Genomic DNA, 15,122 nt, shown 5'->3' with positions numbered 1-15,122 from the left:
CCTTGCTTGCCCTTGTTCTCGTGGGAGCGGGCCCCTAGGGTGGGCAGAACCCAAGTCCAAGAGGAGTGATGCGGATGAAGACGCGGCGGCTGGGCAAGACCGGTTACGAGGTCAGCGAAATTGGTCTGGGCTGCTGGCAGCTCGGGGGCGATTTCGGCCCGGTGGACGACGATACCGCCAATGCCATCCTCACCCATGCGCTGAGTGCGGGGCTCAGCTTCTGGGACACCGCCGATGTCTATGGGGGCGGGCTTTCCGAAAGCCGGATCGGCGCCCATGCCAAGGGCCCCAATGTGGTCGTGGCCACCAAATTGGGCCGGTCAGCGGCACTCTATCCCAACAAATATTCCAAGCAGGCCCTGCGCGAGAGCCTCGTCGGCTCGGCCAAGCGGCTGGGCGTGGGGACGCTGGACCTGGCACAGCTCCATTGCGTACCCGGCGAAGTGCTGCGCGACGGAGCGATTTTCCGCTGGATGGACGAGCTGCGCGACGAAGGCCTGATGCGGCATTGGGGCGCCAGCGTCGAGACCATTGACGAAGGCCTGCTCTGCCTCAAGCAGCCGGGCTGTGCGACGCTGCAGATCATCTTCAACCTGCTGCGCCAGGACGCAGCCAGGGAATTGCTGCCCAAGGCGGCGGCGCAGGATGTTGGCATCATCGTGCGCCTGCCGCTGGCCAGTGGTCTGTTGAGCGGCAAGTTCGACATGACCACGCGCTTCGCCGACAGCGACCACCGCAGCTATAACCGCGACGGCGCGGCGTTTTCGGTGGGCGAGACCTTTTCGGGGATAAAGTTCGAGAAGGGCGTCGAGCTGGTGCAGGTGCTCAAGGGCTTTGCCCCCGAGGGCGTGCCGATGAACCAGTTCGCGCTGCGCTGGGTGCTCGACCATCCGGAAGTCTCGACCGTCATTGCCGGGGTTTCAAAGCCCGAGCAGATTGCCGACAATGTCGCGGCAACCGAGCGCAAGAGCCTGTTCCCGGCGCTGATGAAGCAGCTGGGAGACTGGTATGAAGAAAACGTGAAGCCGGAAGTCCGCGGCGGGGTCTAGGAAACGCGCCGCGATCAACCCGTCTTGCGGCTGGGCTTTTCTTCAGGCGCTGCAGTGGCCCTTGCCTTCTGTGCTTTCACATAGGCCTTCAAAACGTCCTGCATCCGAGTGATGTGGCCTTTGCCTTGGCTCTTGAAGAAGAAAAATACCTCGGGGTCGAGTTTGAGGTGAACGGATGTCTTGCCCTGCGGATCGATCCAGACAGCATTCTCCCAGAAGCTGTCAGGTAGATCCGGGCCCCTCGGGGGCGTCGGGATTATGGTAGAGCTCACCGCGTTCCTTCATCGCTCGGATTTCGGCCAGCGTAGCCCTCTTGATATTTTCTTCGGTCATTTCGGCCTCCTTGCCAGGCGGAAATCAATCGCGTTCGGCCGCCGCGCTGCGTGTGGACGAGCACATAGCAGACGCCGTCGGCAAAGCCGGTGGACTTGAAACGCGGCTCGCCGTACTCGAACCGACTATCCAGTTCCGTCAGGACCCAGTTCTCGAAAATGAGCATTGCCTCAAGCAGGTCGACTTGGTGCTTTTCGATGTTGGATCGACGTTTGGTTTCGTCCCATTCGAATTCCATGTTGCTCCTCCCCGGATGGGGATGCTGGTGGTCGAAGAGAGTTCCGTCGACAATGCATCACCCGGAAGCCCAGTGATGCACACCTCAAAGGAGTGTACATTTTTAGTGTACACTTTCGATTGGCGTAGGCAAGCCCTAGCGGTCCGGCTTCCGCGCACCTAGGTTAGTCGTCCAAAGAGCAGGAAGAGTAGTGCCATGTCCCACCCCGCATTCGAGCTTGTCCGCGACGAGACCATTGCCGAGATCAATTCGCAGGCCTTGCTCTACCGGCACAGAAAGACCGGGGCGGAGGTGTTGAGCCTTGTCAATGCCGACGAGAACAAGGTGTTCGGGATCACCTTCAAGACGCCGCCGGAAGATTCGACGGGCATTGCCCATATTCTCGAGCATTCGGTGCTGTGCGGATCGCGCAAATATCCGGTCAAGAAGCCCTTCGTGGAATTGCTGAAGGGGTCGATGCACACCTTCCTCAATGCCATGACCTATCCTGACAAGACCGCCTATCCGGTGGCCAGCCAGAATCTCAAGGATTTTTACAACCTGGTGGATGTGTATCTCGATGCGGTGCTGTTTCCGCTGATCACGGAGGAAACGTTCGAACAGGAAGGCTGGCACTACGAGCTGGAAAGCCTTGATGCGCCGCTGGTCTACAAGGGCGTTGTGTTCAACGAGATGAAGGGCGTCTATTCCTCGCCCGATGCCGTGATGCATACCCAGACACAGACGGCGCTCTACCCTGATACCACCTATGGCAAGAGCTCGGGTGGGGACCCCAAGGTCATCCCGGAGCTGACCTATGCGCAGTTCAAGCGCTTTCACCAGACCTATTATCACCCCTCCAATGCCCGCGTGGTGTTTTCAGGCGATGACGCGCCGGACACGCGCCTCGACATTCTCGATGCCTATTTCAACCAGTTCGAACGCATCGACCCGAAATCGGACGTGGCGCTGCAGCCGCGCTGGAATGCGCCGCGTCAGGTGAGCGGCACCTATGCCGGGACGGTCGATGGCGAAAAGCGCCGCGACGGCATGGTCTCGGTCAACTGGATGATCGACCCGCCCGAAACGCGCGAGGAAACGCTGAGCCTTGGGCTATTGAGCTATCTGCTGGCCGGCAATTCGGCGGCACCCCTGCGCAAGAGGCTGACCGAGAGCGGCCTTGGCGAAGGCATGATCGGGGGCGGGGTTTCCACCCATCTCAGGCAGCCCATGGGCGGCTTCGGGCTGCGGGGTATCGACCCTGCTGATGCCGAAAAGGTGGAAAGGCTGGTGCTCGATGCGCTGGCTGAAATCGCCGAGACGGGCTTTTCGCAGGAGCAGCTGGACGCGGCGATCAACACGTTCGAGTTCAACCTGCGCGAGCAGAATACCGGCGGCACGCCACGCGGCATGACCTATATGTTCACCGCGCTTGGCGGGTGGCTGCATGGTGGCGACCCGCTGGCGCCGCTGGTCTTCGAGGACGCGCTGGCCAGCCTCAAGGACAAGGCCGGCAAGGGGCATTTCGAAAGCGAAATCCGCCGACTGTTCCTCGACAACAGCCATCGGCTGACTTCCCGCATCCAGGCTGATCCGGAGCAGGGCGCGCGGGAAGCCAAGGCGGAGGCGGATAGGCTGGCGAAGGTTCGGGACGGGCTTGGTGCGGCAGACCTGCAGGCGGTGCTGGAGCGCACCGAAAAGCTCAAGGCGCTGCAGGAAAGCGTCGACCGGCCGGAGGACCTGGCGAAAATCCCGACGCTGACGCTTGCCGATCTCGACCGCGACATCCGCACCGTGCCGACCGAGGAAACGGCCATTGCTGGGGTGCGCACGCTCTACCATGACCTGCCGACGCTGGGCATTCTGTATCTCGATCTGGGCTTTGACCTGCATGCGGTGGACAAGGAGCTCCTGCCCTATCTGCCGCTCTTCGGGCGGGCTTTGCTGCAGACGGGCACCAGCAAGGAAGATTTCGTTTCGCTGACGCAGCGGATCGGACGGACCACCGGGGGTGTCGCCCAGCATCGTGGCCTTGCCACGCGCACCGATGGCGAAGGCACGGCGGCCTGGTTCTTCCTTTCGGGCAAGTCGGTGCCGGACAGGTTCGGCGACATGCTCGGTATCCTCAGGGACGTGCTGCTCGACGCCCAGCTCTCCAACAAGGATCGCTTCCGGCAGATGGCGCTGGAAGAAAAGGCCGGGTTCGAGGCGCGGCTGGTGCCCTCGGGCAATGCCTTTGCCGACATGCGCATCAAGGCGGGCCTCACCGAGGCCGGCTGGGTTTCCGAGCAGATGAGCGGGGTGAGCTACCTCACCTTCCTCAAGCAGCTGATCAAGAGAATCGATACCGACTGGGACGGTGTCGAGGCGGCGCTGACGCGCATCCGGGACACCCTGTTCAACCGCGCCCGCATGGTCATCAACCTGACGGCCGATAGTGCCCTGTGGGGTGATGCGCGGCAGGCGCTCGAAGGACTGGTGGGCGAGCTGCCGGACCGGCAGACGCCGGACGCGGACTGGAGCCACAGCTTCGTGCCGCGCAACGAGGGGCTCGTGATCCCGGCGCAGGTCAACTATGTGGGCAAGGGTGCCAATCTCAAGGCCCTGGGGCTGGAGCTTTCGGCCGCTTCCGCCGTGGCGCTGCGCCTGCTCAACACCACCTATCTCTGGGACAAGGTGCGGGTGCAGGGCGGCGCCTATGGCGGGTCGAGCCGCTTCGACCTCTCCTCGGGCAATTTCGCCTTCCTCTCCTATCGCGACCCCAATTTGCTCAAGACGCTTGATGCCTATGACGGCGCGGCCAAGGCGTTGCGCGCCGAGATCGGCGAGACCGATCTCGTCCGTTCCGTGATCGGCGTGGTGGGAGACCTCGACCGGCCAGAATTCCCCGATGCCAAGGGCTATTCAGCCATGTGGCGCATTCTCAACGGCACGAGCGATGAACTGCGCCAGCAGCGGCGCGACGAAATCCTCGGCACCAGCCGGGCGGACTTCCTGGCCCTGGCCGATGCCATCGACCTCGTGGCTGATAAGGGCCATGTCGTGGTTCTGGGCGGTGAGGCGGCGATTGCCGCAGCCAATGAGAAGCGCCCGGGACTGCTGGAGGTCAGCAAGGTGGCCTAGCACACTTTTCCTTCTTCCCTTGCGGGAGAAGGTGCCCGAAGGGTCACCGACTTCGCGAAAGCGAATTTCGGTTGGGATGAGGGGTGGGGAGCTGCAAAGAAACCCCTCACCCGTCTCGCGCTGCGCGCCATCCACATCTCCCGCAAGGGGAGTGGCGTAGACCCGGTCGCTATCGGGTCAGAACCTCCGTCAGATAGGGCAGGCTCACATCCATGCGATAGTCGACGCCGGAATGGTTGTCGGGGAATTCCTCGTAGCGGTGGGCTATGCCCTGGCGATCCAGCTCCTTGTGGATGCGGCGGGTGCCGTAGAGGATTTCGTACTGGTCCTCGGTGCCGCAATCGAGGAAGAAGCCTTTCAGTCGGCCGATGCTGCCAGCATGGCTTTTTACCATCTGCGCCGGGTCCCAGGCGAGCCAGTTATTCCAGCGCTCGGGAATGATCTCGCAGGTGTCTGTCGTGACCGGCAGGCGGAGGCCGAGGAAGTCTGCCGGTGCCGGATCGAAACTGGCGGCCTGGCAGAGGAACATCAGGATATGGGTGTCCTTGCCGTCGAGCTTGGGCTTGGCCTCGAAAGCGCTCATCCATTTTTCGATGGAGTTGTCTGATTTGGCGAGGGCACGCAGCACGGCCGGAAAACCGCCGAGATAGAGGTTTTCGAAGCCGGCATCCCCCGAATGGCTGGCAGCAGCCGCCCAGACATCGGGGTGGCGCATGGCATGAACGAGGGCGCCATAGCCGCCCGAGGATTTGCCAAAGACGCCGCGACGGCCCGCGCCGCCACAGGAGAATTTCGCCTCGACCGTCGGCAGGACTTCCTCGATGAGAAAATCCTCGTAACTGCCGAGCACCGGCGAGTTCACATATTGATTGCCGCCCAGCCGCGAGAAGCAATCGGGAAAAGCGACGACGACAGGGGCCATCTTGCCCTCGCCGATGAGGCGATCGAGGCGCTCGGGGACGTTTTCGGTAAAGGCCTTCCAGGCGGTGTGGGCGGGGCCGCCGGCGGTGTAGCCGACGAGGTCAACCAGGAGCGGCAGGTCTTTGCCGTCGTGGCCGGCGGGGATGTAGACATCGACAATGCGCGTGGTCGGATCGCCGAGGAGATTGCCAGCGAGGGCTTTGCTCTCGACGGTGAGGCGGTGGATGGTGCCGGCGGGGTGGGTTGTCTTGCGCATGGGTACCTCGGGTTGGTCTTCTTTTAGGAGACGCAGCCGCTGATGCAAGCCCTGGCGATCGCCTCACCGACCCGGCTGCGCCGGCCACTTCTCCCCGTTGGGGAGAGGAATAGGGGCGGTATTCAAGCCATGAAATCGAGCAGGGAGCCGGGCTCGGCGTCTGCCTTGCCGGTGAGGGCTTCGAGCATGCGCTTCTTGATTTCGTCCTCGACGGCAGCGCGGGCCTCGGGCTCCATGGAGGCGATGGAGTCCTCGGACAGTTTCATTTCCTCGAGGATCTGGGCGCGCAGGCGCTCGGCCGGTGACATGCGCGCATATTCGAGAAACTCTTCTTTGGCGCTAGGTTTGAGGCTTTCGGTCAGCTGGCCCTTGCTGATGGAAAGCTGGCTATTGGCGAGGAGGGACGGGGAGAGGGACGAGATGTTCATGACGCACCGTGTCAGCAGATGTGTGCGAGAGGTCATGCAAGGAATTTGCCACTTCGGGCCGCCGGCTTTCCGGGCCTTTCGCCGGCCAGTCGGCGGCAAAAATCGTGGAGGCGGCAGAACTTGCCGTGGTGAAATTGCCGGGCGGCGGTGAACTGGGCGGCCGCCGATGGCGTTGAACGGGGTGTCATGACCAAGCCGATCATCCATCGCGATCTCTATGTGCCGGCTATCGACGCCTGGATCGATCCGTCGACGCCCAGGCCGCGCGCCATCATCACCCATGGTCACGCCGACCATGCCCGGTCGGGGCATGGGGCGGTGCTGGCGACGCCCGAGACCATTGCCATCATGAAGGTGCGCTATGGCGAGGACTGCGCGGGGCAGTTTCAGGCCCTGAAGCTGGGCGAGCGGCTGGTGATTGACCATGCCGTGGTGAGCCTGCACCCGGCCGGCCACATTCTGGGTTCGGCGCAGGTTCTCATCGAGGCCGAGGGGCAGAGGGCGCTGGTGACCGGCGATTACAAGCGGCTGGCGGACCGGACGGCGGAGACCTATGAGCCGGTGGATTGCGACCTGCTGGTGACCGAGGCGACGTTTGGACTACCGGTATTCCAGCATCCGGACCCGAAGGATGAAATTGCGCGGCTGCTGAAATCGGTGGCCGACCAGCCCGAGCGCTGTCACCTCGTGGGGTCCTATGCTTTGGGCAAGGCGCAGAGGGTGATCGCGCTGCTGCGCGACGCCGGCTGGGACAGGCCGATCTATCTGCACGGCGCCATGATCCGGCTCTGCGCGCTTTATGAGGAGCTGGGCGTGAAGCTGGGTAAACTGCTTCCGGCGACCGGCATGCCCAAGGCCGCGATGGCGGGGCAGATCGTCATTGCGCCACCTTCTGCGATCCGTGACCGCTGGAGCCGGCGCTTTCCCGATCCGGTCGTGTGCCAGGCCTCGGGCTGGATGAGCATCAAGCAGCGGGCGCGGCAGGCGCTGGTGGAATTGCCGCTGGTCATCTCGGACCATTGCGACTGGCGCGAACTCAACCAGTCCATCCTTGAGAGCAAGGCCGGGACCGTGTGGGTGACGCATGGGCGTGAGGATGCGCTGGTCTATTGGTGCCGCCAGCAGGGGCTCGATGCGGAGCCCCTGGCGCTGCCGGGTCTCGACGATGATGGCGGGGAGGGCGGGGAATGAAGCGGTTTGCCGACCTGCTTGAACTGCTCGCTTTGACCCCGTCGCGAACGCGAAAGATAGCGGCGCTGGCGCAGTATTTTGCAGAAGTGCCGGACCCGGATCGCGGGCTGGCGCTGGCGGCGCTGACCGGGGAAATGGACATTTCCAACGTCAAGCCGGCCCTGCTCAAACAGACCGTCCTGGCCGAGGTGGACGAGACGCTGTTTGCGCTGAGCTATGACTATGTCGGGGACCTCGGGGAAACCATCGCGCTGATCTGGCCGCATCATGGCGAGGGTGAATTGCCCAAGTTGAGCGAGGTCGTCTCGATCCTCAACACTACAGCCAAGGCGGAACTGCCGAGAGTGATCGGCGGGATGCTGACGCAGGCGGCGATCCACGAGCGCTGGGCGCTGGTGAAGCTCGCAACCGGCGCCTTGCGGATCGGGGTTTCGGCGCGGCTGGCCAAGACGGCCCTGGCGCAGATGAGCGGGGTGGACCTGCAGCAGATCGAAGAGGTCTGGCATGGGCTCAAGCCGCCCTATGAGGAGCTCTTCGCCTGGCTGGAGGGCAGAACCGACAGGCCAAGCGTCGATCACACGGCGCGCTTCCACCCGCTGATGCTCTCAAATCCGATCGAGGACAGCGATTTCGAAAAGCTCGATCCGCGGGATTTTGCGGCGGAGTGGAAGTGGGACGGCATCAGGGTGCAACTGGTGCTGGGAAAGGATGGCGCCTCGCTGTTCTCGCGTACCGGCGACGATATTGCCGCGAGCTTTCCCGATGTGGTCGAGGCGGCCATGGGGCGGGCGGTGCTGGATGGCGAATTGCTGGTGGGGCATGACTTCGAGGCTCGCAGCTTCAACGACCTGCAACAGCGGCTCAACCGCAAGGTGGCGCAAGGCAAGCAGATGGCCGAACTGCCGGCCTTCGTGCGGGTCTATGACATGCTGTTCGACGGCGACGAAGATGTCAGGGCGCTGGGCTGGGAAGGCAGGCGCGCGCGGCTCGAAGCGTGGTTCCACAAGAACCCGCAGACGCGGCTGGACCTGTCCGAGGTACTGAGCTTTGGCGACTGGGACGAACTCGGGCGGCTGCGGAAAATGGGTGCGGACGAGCATGGCCATGAAGGCGTGATGATCAAGCTCAGGACCGCGCCCTATGTGCCGGGGCGACCCAAGGGGTTCTGGTTCAAGTGGAAGCGCGATCCGAATGTGGTCGATGCGGTGCTGATGTATGCCCAGCGCGGGCATGGCAAGCGGAGTTCGTTCTATTCGGACTATACGTTCGGGGTGTGGAAGGGCAACGAGATCGTGCCCATCGGCAAGGCCTATTTCGGCTTCACCGACGAGGAGCTGAAACAGCTCGACAGGTGGATACGGGCCAATACGGTGGGTTCGTTCGGGCCGGTGCGCGAGGTGCGCAAGGAACTGGTGTTCGAGGTGGCGTTCGACTCGGCGCAGAAGAGCGGGCGGCACAAATCGGGCGTGGCGCTGCGGTTCCCACGGATCAACCGGATCCGGTGGGACAAGCCGGCGGGCGAGGCGGCGCGGCTCGAGGATATGGATGCGTTTGTGGGCTGAGGGGATTTGAGTTTCGTCACTGCCCGGCTTGTCCGGGCAATCCACTTTGGCGCGAGGTCGAATATGGATCACCGGGTCCCCGGGTCAAGCCCGAGGATGGCCCGGTGATGACGGTGAACGGAAACCTCACTATGGGCCCCGGCCTTCGCCGGGGTGGTGGGGAGATCGGAGGCACAGTATGTCGTCTAGGAGCAATCACGCCAGACTGGTGGCGCTGGAAAAGCAGATGGAGCAGGCGGCAGCCGATTTCGATTTCGAGAAGGCAGCGGCCTTGCGCGACGAGATTGCCCGATTGAAGGGTGAGTACGGCGCTGCGACCGAGGTGGTCGGCGAGGATGGCGAGACGGTAAAAGTCGTGGTGGGGCAGGCGCCGCCGGGACAGATCGGGCTGGGGTCGAATGCCCCGCTGCGGCAACCGCCCAAGGGCTGGGTGAAGCCGAAGAAGCCGCCGTCATTGACGAAAAATCACAAGGGGAGGGGGGAGCGCTAGCCCTTTCGGTAGTGATAACGGCACTGCGCTATCTCGAGCGTGTCCTCGTCAGCGCGGTAAATCATGCGATGTTCTTCGTCGATTCGTCGCGACCACCATCCGGCATATTCATACCGTAGCTGTTCTGGTCTTCCCGACCCCGCCTCGGGCGTGCGCTGGCATTCCTTGATCAGGGCATTGATTTTGCGCAGGACCTTGCGATCGCTCTCCTGCCAATAGAGGTAGTCCTGCCAGGCGTCGTCCGAGAAAGTGACACGCCTACTCAATCAGCTTCCTTTCCACGCCCTTACCGGCATCCAGGTCGGCTATTGACCGGCGAAGTCGTTCCGCGTTCGCGGGGCTGCTCAGAAGGTATGCGGTTTCCTGCCAGGAGTTGAAATCCTCCAGCGACATGACGACAGCGGCTTCCTTCCCACCAGGCCGGGTGATGATAAGAGGCACATGATCCTCGACGGCCGCATCGATGTCGGCGGCAATGTTCTTGCGAAAATCTGAGATGGACTTGGCGCGCATGGAATGTCTCCTTGCGCGTTAATGTACGAAATTGCGTACAAAAACTCAAGTCATCCCGCCTTCTTGGTCAGTCGTTCCTCGGCGAGCTGCTTGATGTCGCGCAGCTCGCGGATGGTGGTTTCGAGGTCGTCGCGCTGGCGTTCGAGGAGGGCCAGGCGCTCGTCGACCTTGCCGGCCAGCAGGTTGACCTGCTGGGCGCGGTCGGCGTCGTAGAGGCTGAGATAATCGGAGATGTCGCGCAGGGTGAAGCCCAGGCGCTTGCCGCGCAGGATGAGGATCAGCCTCGCGCGGTCACGCTTCCTGAAGATGCGGGTCGCCCCCACCCTTTCGGGCGAGAGCAGACCCTTGGATTCGTAGAAGCGGATGGCCCGGGTCGAAATGTCGAACTCGCTGGCGAGATCGGCAATCGAGAACAGGTCCTTGCCCTCGGCTTCCTGGCCGGTCACGGCTTTTTGGCTTTCATCTGGGCGTATTCCTCGCGCAGCTCTTTCTTGGAGAGCTTGCCGATCAGGGTCTTGGGGAGGGCATCCTTGAAGATGATCTCCTTGGGCATTTCGATCTTGTTGAGCGTTTTGGCGAGGAAGGCCTTGAGATCGGCCTCGCTGACACTTTGGCCGGCCTTGAGCTTGACATAGGCCACCGGGGCCTCGCCGCGATATTCGTCTGGCACGCCGATGACATTGACCTCTTCGACCGCCTCATGGGTCATGGTCGCTTCCTCGATGGTGCGCGGATAGACGTTGAAGCCCGAGCAGATGATGAGGTCCTTGATGCGGTCAACGAGGAAGACATAGCCGTCTTCATCCATGTGGCCGACGTCGCCGGTCCTGAGCCAGCCATCCATGAAGGCATCCTTGCTGGCTTCGGCGTTTTCGTAATAGCCGGCCATGACCTGCGGTCCCTTGACCTGCAATTCGCCATTCTCGCCGATGCCGACGACCTTGCCCGAATCCACATCGACGAAGCGGATATCGGTGCCCGGCAGGGGCAGGCCGATCGACATGGGTTTACTGGGCTTGCGCAGGGCGGCGCAGCAGACCACGGGCGAGGCTTCGGTGAGGCCGTAGCCTTCGGCAAGAATGGTCTTGGGGTTCTTCTTGCCAAAGGCATGGCGCACTTCGTCAGGCAGGGCAGCGCCCCCGGATATGGCGACTTCGAGGCTTGCCAGCTGGTCGGGGGTAACGCTGTCCGCCCGGGCAATGGCATTGAGCAGGGTCGGCACGGCGGGCAGCACATTGGCCTTGGTGCGGGCAAAGATGCCGAGCAGGGCCTTCAGTTCAAAGCGCGGCAGCATGATAACAGGCGTGCCGTTGCTGAGCGGCACGTTCATGCAGACGGTCATGGCGAAGATGTGGAAGAAGGGCAGGACCGCAATGACCTTGGAGGGCGGCAGGAACAGGCCGCAGCCCCATTTGTCGATCTGGCTCATATTGGCCGAGATATTGGCGTGAGTCAGCAGGGCGCCCTTGGGAATGCCGGTCGTGCCGCCGGTATATTGCTGGACGGCGATGTCCTTGACCGGATCGATGGTGACCGGAGAGGGCGTGTCCTTGCGGGCGAGCAGGGAGTCGAAAGAGGTGATGGACCCGGCATGGGGCGAACGGCTCACCTTGGCCAGATCCTTGCGCTTGGCCACCGAGAAGAGGATTTTCTTGACCATGGGCAGCGCATTGGGGAAGTGCGCGACGATCAGCTTCTTGACGTGCCCGGCCTTGACCAGGGCCTCGCCCTTTTCAAAGATCTGCTGGAGATCAAGCGTCACCATGATGTCGGCGCCGGCATTGGCGGTAATGTGGCTCAGCTCGGGAACGGTGTAGAGCGGGTTGCAGTTAACGACGGTGCCGCCGGCCCGCAGGACGCCATAATAGGCGATGGGATAGAAGGGCGTATTGGGCAGCATCAGGGCAACACGGGTGCCCTTGGTCACGCCGAACTGGCTCTGCAGGGCGCCGGCAAAGGCGATAATCCCCTCGGCCAGTTCGCCAAAGCTGGTCGTGCCGCCGAGGAAGTCGAGCGCCACACCGCCCGGATTTTTGGCGCAGGCGGCCAGGACCTGCTCGTGCACCGGCGTCGTGTCGATCCTGTCATCCCAGATGATCCCGTCGGGATAGCTGGAGATCCAGGGGCGAAGGCCTTCATTGGCGGCGGCGGTCGTATCCATGCGTATCTCCTCCCAATGCCTCGAAAGGCAGATGGTGTTCCCCTCATTCGATGATCGGCGGGTCCTTGCGACCTGCGCTCGAGGCGCCCTGTCATTCCGAGATCGCGGGAAATATCTCATGCCTTTACGTTAGCGTCAATTTGCTGCCGGTGATAGCGCAACCCCGGCGACGGGCCCGGCGTTCAAGTTGAGACGTATAGGGGTAGTGGTTGACGTATACGTAAACTAGAGTAAACTGCCTCTACATGAACCCAAGCCCCCGCGCTATGGTGCGGGTCAGCAAGGGAAGGCCGGGCCGATTCTGTCGTCGGCAACCGGTCCGGCATTTGAGGAATGGCGGGCATCGTCCCCGGTCTTGCGGGTCGGTCCTGTCCAAGGAGGATAGGGCATGACCCTTTTGCTGATTGCGATCAGTCTTGTTGCTTTTGCCACCCTGGCCATGCGGGAAAGCCCGATCTGGCAGTGGGGTGGCGCACTGGTGGCCATCGGCCTGCTGTCCGGGCTCGAATTTACCGCCACGGGCGCTGTCTATGCGCTGGGCTGGTTCAGCTGGGTGCTGGTCGTTCTCGGTGCCGTGCTGCTGGCACTGGCGGTCAAGCCGATCCGCATGGTGGCGCTCACCACGCCGGTCTATGGTGCGGTCAAGTCCATCCTCCCCAAGGTCAGTCGCACCGAACAGGAGGCGCTCGACGCCGGTACGGTCGGCTGGGATGCGGAACTGTTCTCCGGCCGACCCGACTGGGACAAGCTCACCAGGATCCGCCCGCTGACCCTGACGGCCGAGGAACAGGCCTTCCTCGATGGCCCGGCGACCGAAGCCGCCAGAATGATCGACGACTGGGATATCCGCCACAATCGCGCAGACCTTTCGCCCGAGCTCTGGGACTTCCTCAAGTCCAAGGGTTTCCTTGGCATGCTGATCGGCAAGGAGCATGGCGGCCTCGGCTTCTCGGCCCAGGCGCAGTCGATGATCGTTTCCAAGATCGCCAGCCGCTCGGTGGCTGCCGGCATTACCGTCATGGTGCCCAATTCCCTCGGGCCGGGCGAACTGCTCGAAAAATACGGCACCCAGGCGCAGAAGGACAAATACCTGCATCGCCTTGCCAATGGCCAGGAAGTGCCCTGCTTTGCGCTGACCGGCGTGCATTCGGGCTCGGATGCCGGCGGCATGCGCGATATCGGCGTGGTCAAGAAGGGCATGTATAATGGCGAGGAAGTGCTGGGCGTCAGCCTCAGCTTCGACAAGCGCTACATTACCCTGGCGCCGATCGCGACGCTGGTGGGCCTCGCCTTCATCCTCAAGGATCCGGACAATCTCTTGGGCCGCGGCCCGGAAATCGGCATCACCCTGGCGCTGATCCCTTCGGACCATCCGGGCCTCGATATCGGCCGCCGCCACTATCCGGCCCGCCAGGCCTTCATGAATGGTCCGGTGCGCGGCACCGACATGTTCGTGCCCATGGACTTCCTGATCGGGGGTACCGACTATGCCGGCCAGGGCTGGCGCATGCTGATGGAGTGCCTGTCCACCGGGCGCGCCATTTCGCTGCCCGCCATCGGCACGACCTCGATCAAGCAGACCCTGCGCGCCACCTCGGCCTATGCGCGGGTGCGCCGCCAGTTCGGCATTCCAGTGGGTATCATGGAAGGCGTGGCCGAGCCCCTGGGCGAGATGGTCAAGCGTGCCTACATGTTCGAGGCGACGCGTCGCCTGACCGCATCGATGGTTGACGAGGGCCAGCGCCCGGCCGTCATTGCGGGCCTGCTCAAATATACAACCACCGAAGCCATGCGCGAAAGCATGGACGATGCCTTCGACATTCAGGGCGGCCGCGCCATCCAGGACGGGCCTGGCAATTACCTGTTCGGCGCCTACCAGTCCATGCCGGTGGCGATCACGGTGGAGGGCGCCAATATCCTCACCCGCACACTGATGACCTTTGCCCAGGGTGTACTGCGCGCCCACCCCTATCTGCTCAAGGAAATCCAGGCGGCGCAGAACAAGGATCGCAAGGCCGGGCTTGACGCCTTTGACAGCGCCTTTGGCGGGCATACCAAATTCATGCTGCGCAATATCGTGGCGAGTTTCCTGCATGGCCTTTCCAACGGCGCCTTCGCATCCTCGCCCAACCAGGGATCGATGGCCAAGTGGTACCGGCGCCTGCATCGCTACAGCCAGGACTTTGCCCTCGTGGCCGACTGGACGACAGTGGTGCTGGGCGGGGCGCTCAAGCGCAAGCAGAAGCTTTCGGGCCGTATGGCGGACATCCTGGGCGATCTCTACCTCATGTCCGCGACGCTGAAGCGTTTCGAGGAAGAGGGATCGATCCCCGAGGACAAGGAATTGGTGGAAGCCATCCTCGCCGACCGCATTGCCGCGCTCGAGGCGACCTTTGACGAAGTCTTCGCCAATTTCCCCAACCCGGCCTTTGCCTGGGCCATGCGGATCCTCTGCTTCCCGCTGGGGCGCCACGCCAAACCGGCCAGCGATCGCGTCAACTATCGCTTCGTGCGCTCGGTGCTGAGGCCCGGCGCCTTCCGCGACCGCCTGACGACAGGCGTCTATGTTTCGATGGACCCCAACGACGTCACGGGCGTTCTGGAAGATGCGTTCCTCAAGGTGACGGAGGCCGAGGAGATCGAAGCCAAGTTCATCAAGGCCTCGCGCAAGGGCGTGTTCGAGCGGCGGCTCGACCGCGATGCCATCGCCGATGCGGTGGCGGCGGGCGTGCTCAACGACAATGAGGCGGGCATCATGCGGGCGGCCGACGAGGCGACAAACCGCGCCGTGCATGTCGATGATTTCGAGATGGACGTGCTGAAGCCAACGGCGACGCAGGCGGCGGAGTAGAGGCGGAGTAGGGGCCGCAAAACAATC

Annotated in this window: 13 protein-coding genes and 1 pseudogene; 6 read left to right on the top strand and 8 right to left on the bottom strand. The window is 62.9% G+C overall.

Annotation, left to right across the window (positions count from 1 at the left end; genetic code table 11):
- Positions 1 to 74: 74 nt before the first annotated feature.
- Complete coding sequence (locus tag MQW79_RS10660) at positions 75 to 1,049, top strand: aldo/keto reductase (protein ID WP_476584464.1); 975 nt, start codon at positions 75 to 77, stop codon at positions 1,047 to 1,049.
- Between the two features lie 14 nt (positions 1,050 to 1,063).
- Here MQW79_RS10660 and MQW79_RS10655 read toward each other — a convergent pair whose 3' ends face one another.
- A complete protein-coding gene (locus MQW79_RS10655) occupies positions 1,064 to 1,321 on the bottom strand; it encodes a BrnA antitoxin family protein (protein WP_476584463.1) in 258 nt (85 codons plus the stop codon).
- Positions 1,318 to 1,620, bottom strand: coding sequence for a BrnT family toxin (locus MQW79_RS10650; protein ID WP_476584462.1), 303 nt, complete (start codon positions 1,618 to 1,620; stop codon positions 1,318 to 1,320). The genes MQW79_RS10655 and MQW79_RS10650 overlap by 4 nt, the downstream gene beginning before the upstream one ends.
- Positions 1,621 to 1,815: 195 nt before the next feature.
- Here MQW79_RS10650 and MQW79_RS10645 point away from each other — a divergent pair, with 195 nt between their 5' ends.
- Positions 1,816 to 4,722, top strand: coding sequence for an insulinase family protein (locus tag MQW79_RS10645; protein WP_476584461.1), 2,907 nt, complete (start codon positions 1,816 to 1,818; stop codon positions 4,720 to 4,722).
- Positions 4,723 to 4,891: 169 nt separating this feature from the next.
- Here MQW79_RS10645 and MQW79_RS10640 read toward each other — a convergent pair whose 3' ends face one another.
- Entirely contained in the window at positions 4,892 to 5,899 is a 1,008-nt protein-coding gene (locus tag MQW79_RS10640; RefSeq protein WP_476584460.1) for an alpha/beta hydrolase, read from the bottom strand.
- A 122-nt stretch (positions 5,900 to 6,021) separates the two neighbouring features.
- On the bottom strand, positions 6,022 to 6,363 hold the full coding sequence (locus tag MQW79_RS10635) for a hypothetical protein (RefSeq protein ID WP_476584459.1): 342 nt from the start codon (positions 6,361 to 6,363) through the stop codon (positions 6,022 to 6,024).
- Positions 6,364 to 6,513: 150 nt separating this feature from the next.
- Between MQW79_RS10635 and MQW79_RS10630 the strand changes: the two genes are divergently transcribed.
- From MQW79_RS10630 to MQW79_RS10620, 3 genes and pseudogenes are all read left to right on the top strand, one after another.
- Positions 6,514 to 7,518 (top strand): ligase-associated DNA damage response exonuclease, encoded by a 1,005-nt coding sequence (locus tag MQW79_RS10630; protein ID WP_476584458.1) that lies wholly within the window; start codon positions 6,514 to 6,516, stop codon positions 7,516 to 7,518.
- Positions 7,515 to 9,080, top strand: coding sequence for a cisplatin damage response ATP-dependent DNA ligase (locus tag MQW79_RS10625; protein ID WP_476584457.1), 1,566 nt, complete (start codon positions 7,515 to 7,517; stop codon positions 9,078 to 9,080). Before MQW79_RS10630 ends, MQW79_RS10625 begins: the two co-directional genes overlap by 4 nt.
- 199 nt (positions 9,081 to 9,279) lie before the next feature.
- Positions 9,280 to 9,378, top strand: a pseudogene (locus MQW79_RS10620) (UvrB/UvrC motif-containing protein); the annotation flags it as partial.
- A 188-nt stretch (positions 9,379 to 9,566) separates the two neighbouring features.
- Here MQW79_RS10620 and MQW79_RS10615 read toward each other — a convergent pair.
- The 4 genes from MQW79_RS10615 to MQW79_RS10600 are packed head-to-tail and all read right to left on the bottom strand — an operon-like array spanning position 9,567 to position 12,244.
- Positions 9,567 to 9,836 (bottom strand): Txe/YoeB family addiction module toxin, encoded by a 270-nt coding sequence (locus MQW79_RS10615; RefSeq protein ID WP_476584456.1) that lies wholly within the window; start codon positions 9,834 to 9,836, stop codon positions 9,567 to 9,569.
- Positions 9,829 to 10,083, bottom strand: coding sequence for a type II toxin-antitoxin system Phd/YefM family antitoxin (locus MQW79_RS10610; protein WP_476584455.1), 255 nt, complete (start codon positions 10,081 to 10,083; stop codon positions 9,829 to 9,831). The genes MQW79_RS10615 and MQW79_RS10610 overlap by 8 nt, the downstream gene beginning before the upstream one ends.
- A 50-nt stretch (positions 10,084 to 10,133) precedes the next feature.
- Positions 10,134 to 10,529 carry a MerR family transcriptional regulator gene (locus MQW79_RS10605; RefSeq protein WP_476584454.1) on the bottom strand — a complete coding sequence of 132 codons (396 nt, stop codon included), beginning with the start codon at positions 10,527 to 10,529 and terminating at the stop codon, positions 10,134 to 10,136.
- Entirely contained in the window at positions 10,526 to 12,244 is a 1,719-nt protein-coding gene (locus MQW79_RS10600) for a long-chain-fatty-acid--CoA ligase (protein WP_476584453.1), read from the bottom strand. The genes MQW79_RS10605 and MQW79_RS10600 overlap by 4 nt, the downstream gene beginning before the upstream one ends.
- A 388-nt stretch (positions 12,245 to 12,632) precedes the next feature.
- Here MQW79_RS10600 and MQW79_RS10595 point away from each other — a divergent pair, with 388 nt between their 5' ends.
- Positions 12,633 to 15,095 carry an acyl-CoA dehydrogenase gene (locus tag MQW79_RS10595; RefSeq protein WP_476584452.1) on the top strand — a complete coding sequence of 821 codons (2,463 nt, stop codon included), beginning with the start codon at positions 12,633 to 12,635 and terminating at the stop codon, positions 15,093 to 15,095.
- Positions 15,096 to 15,122: the final 27 nt, after the last annotated feature.

This window comes from Devosia sp. Micro-HW1 (genome assembly GCF_056341075.1).
Note: the sequence above shows the minus strand (reverse complement) of the source record. Positions and strands in the feature narration are given on the sequence as shown.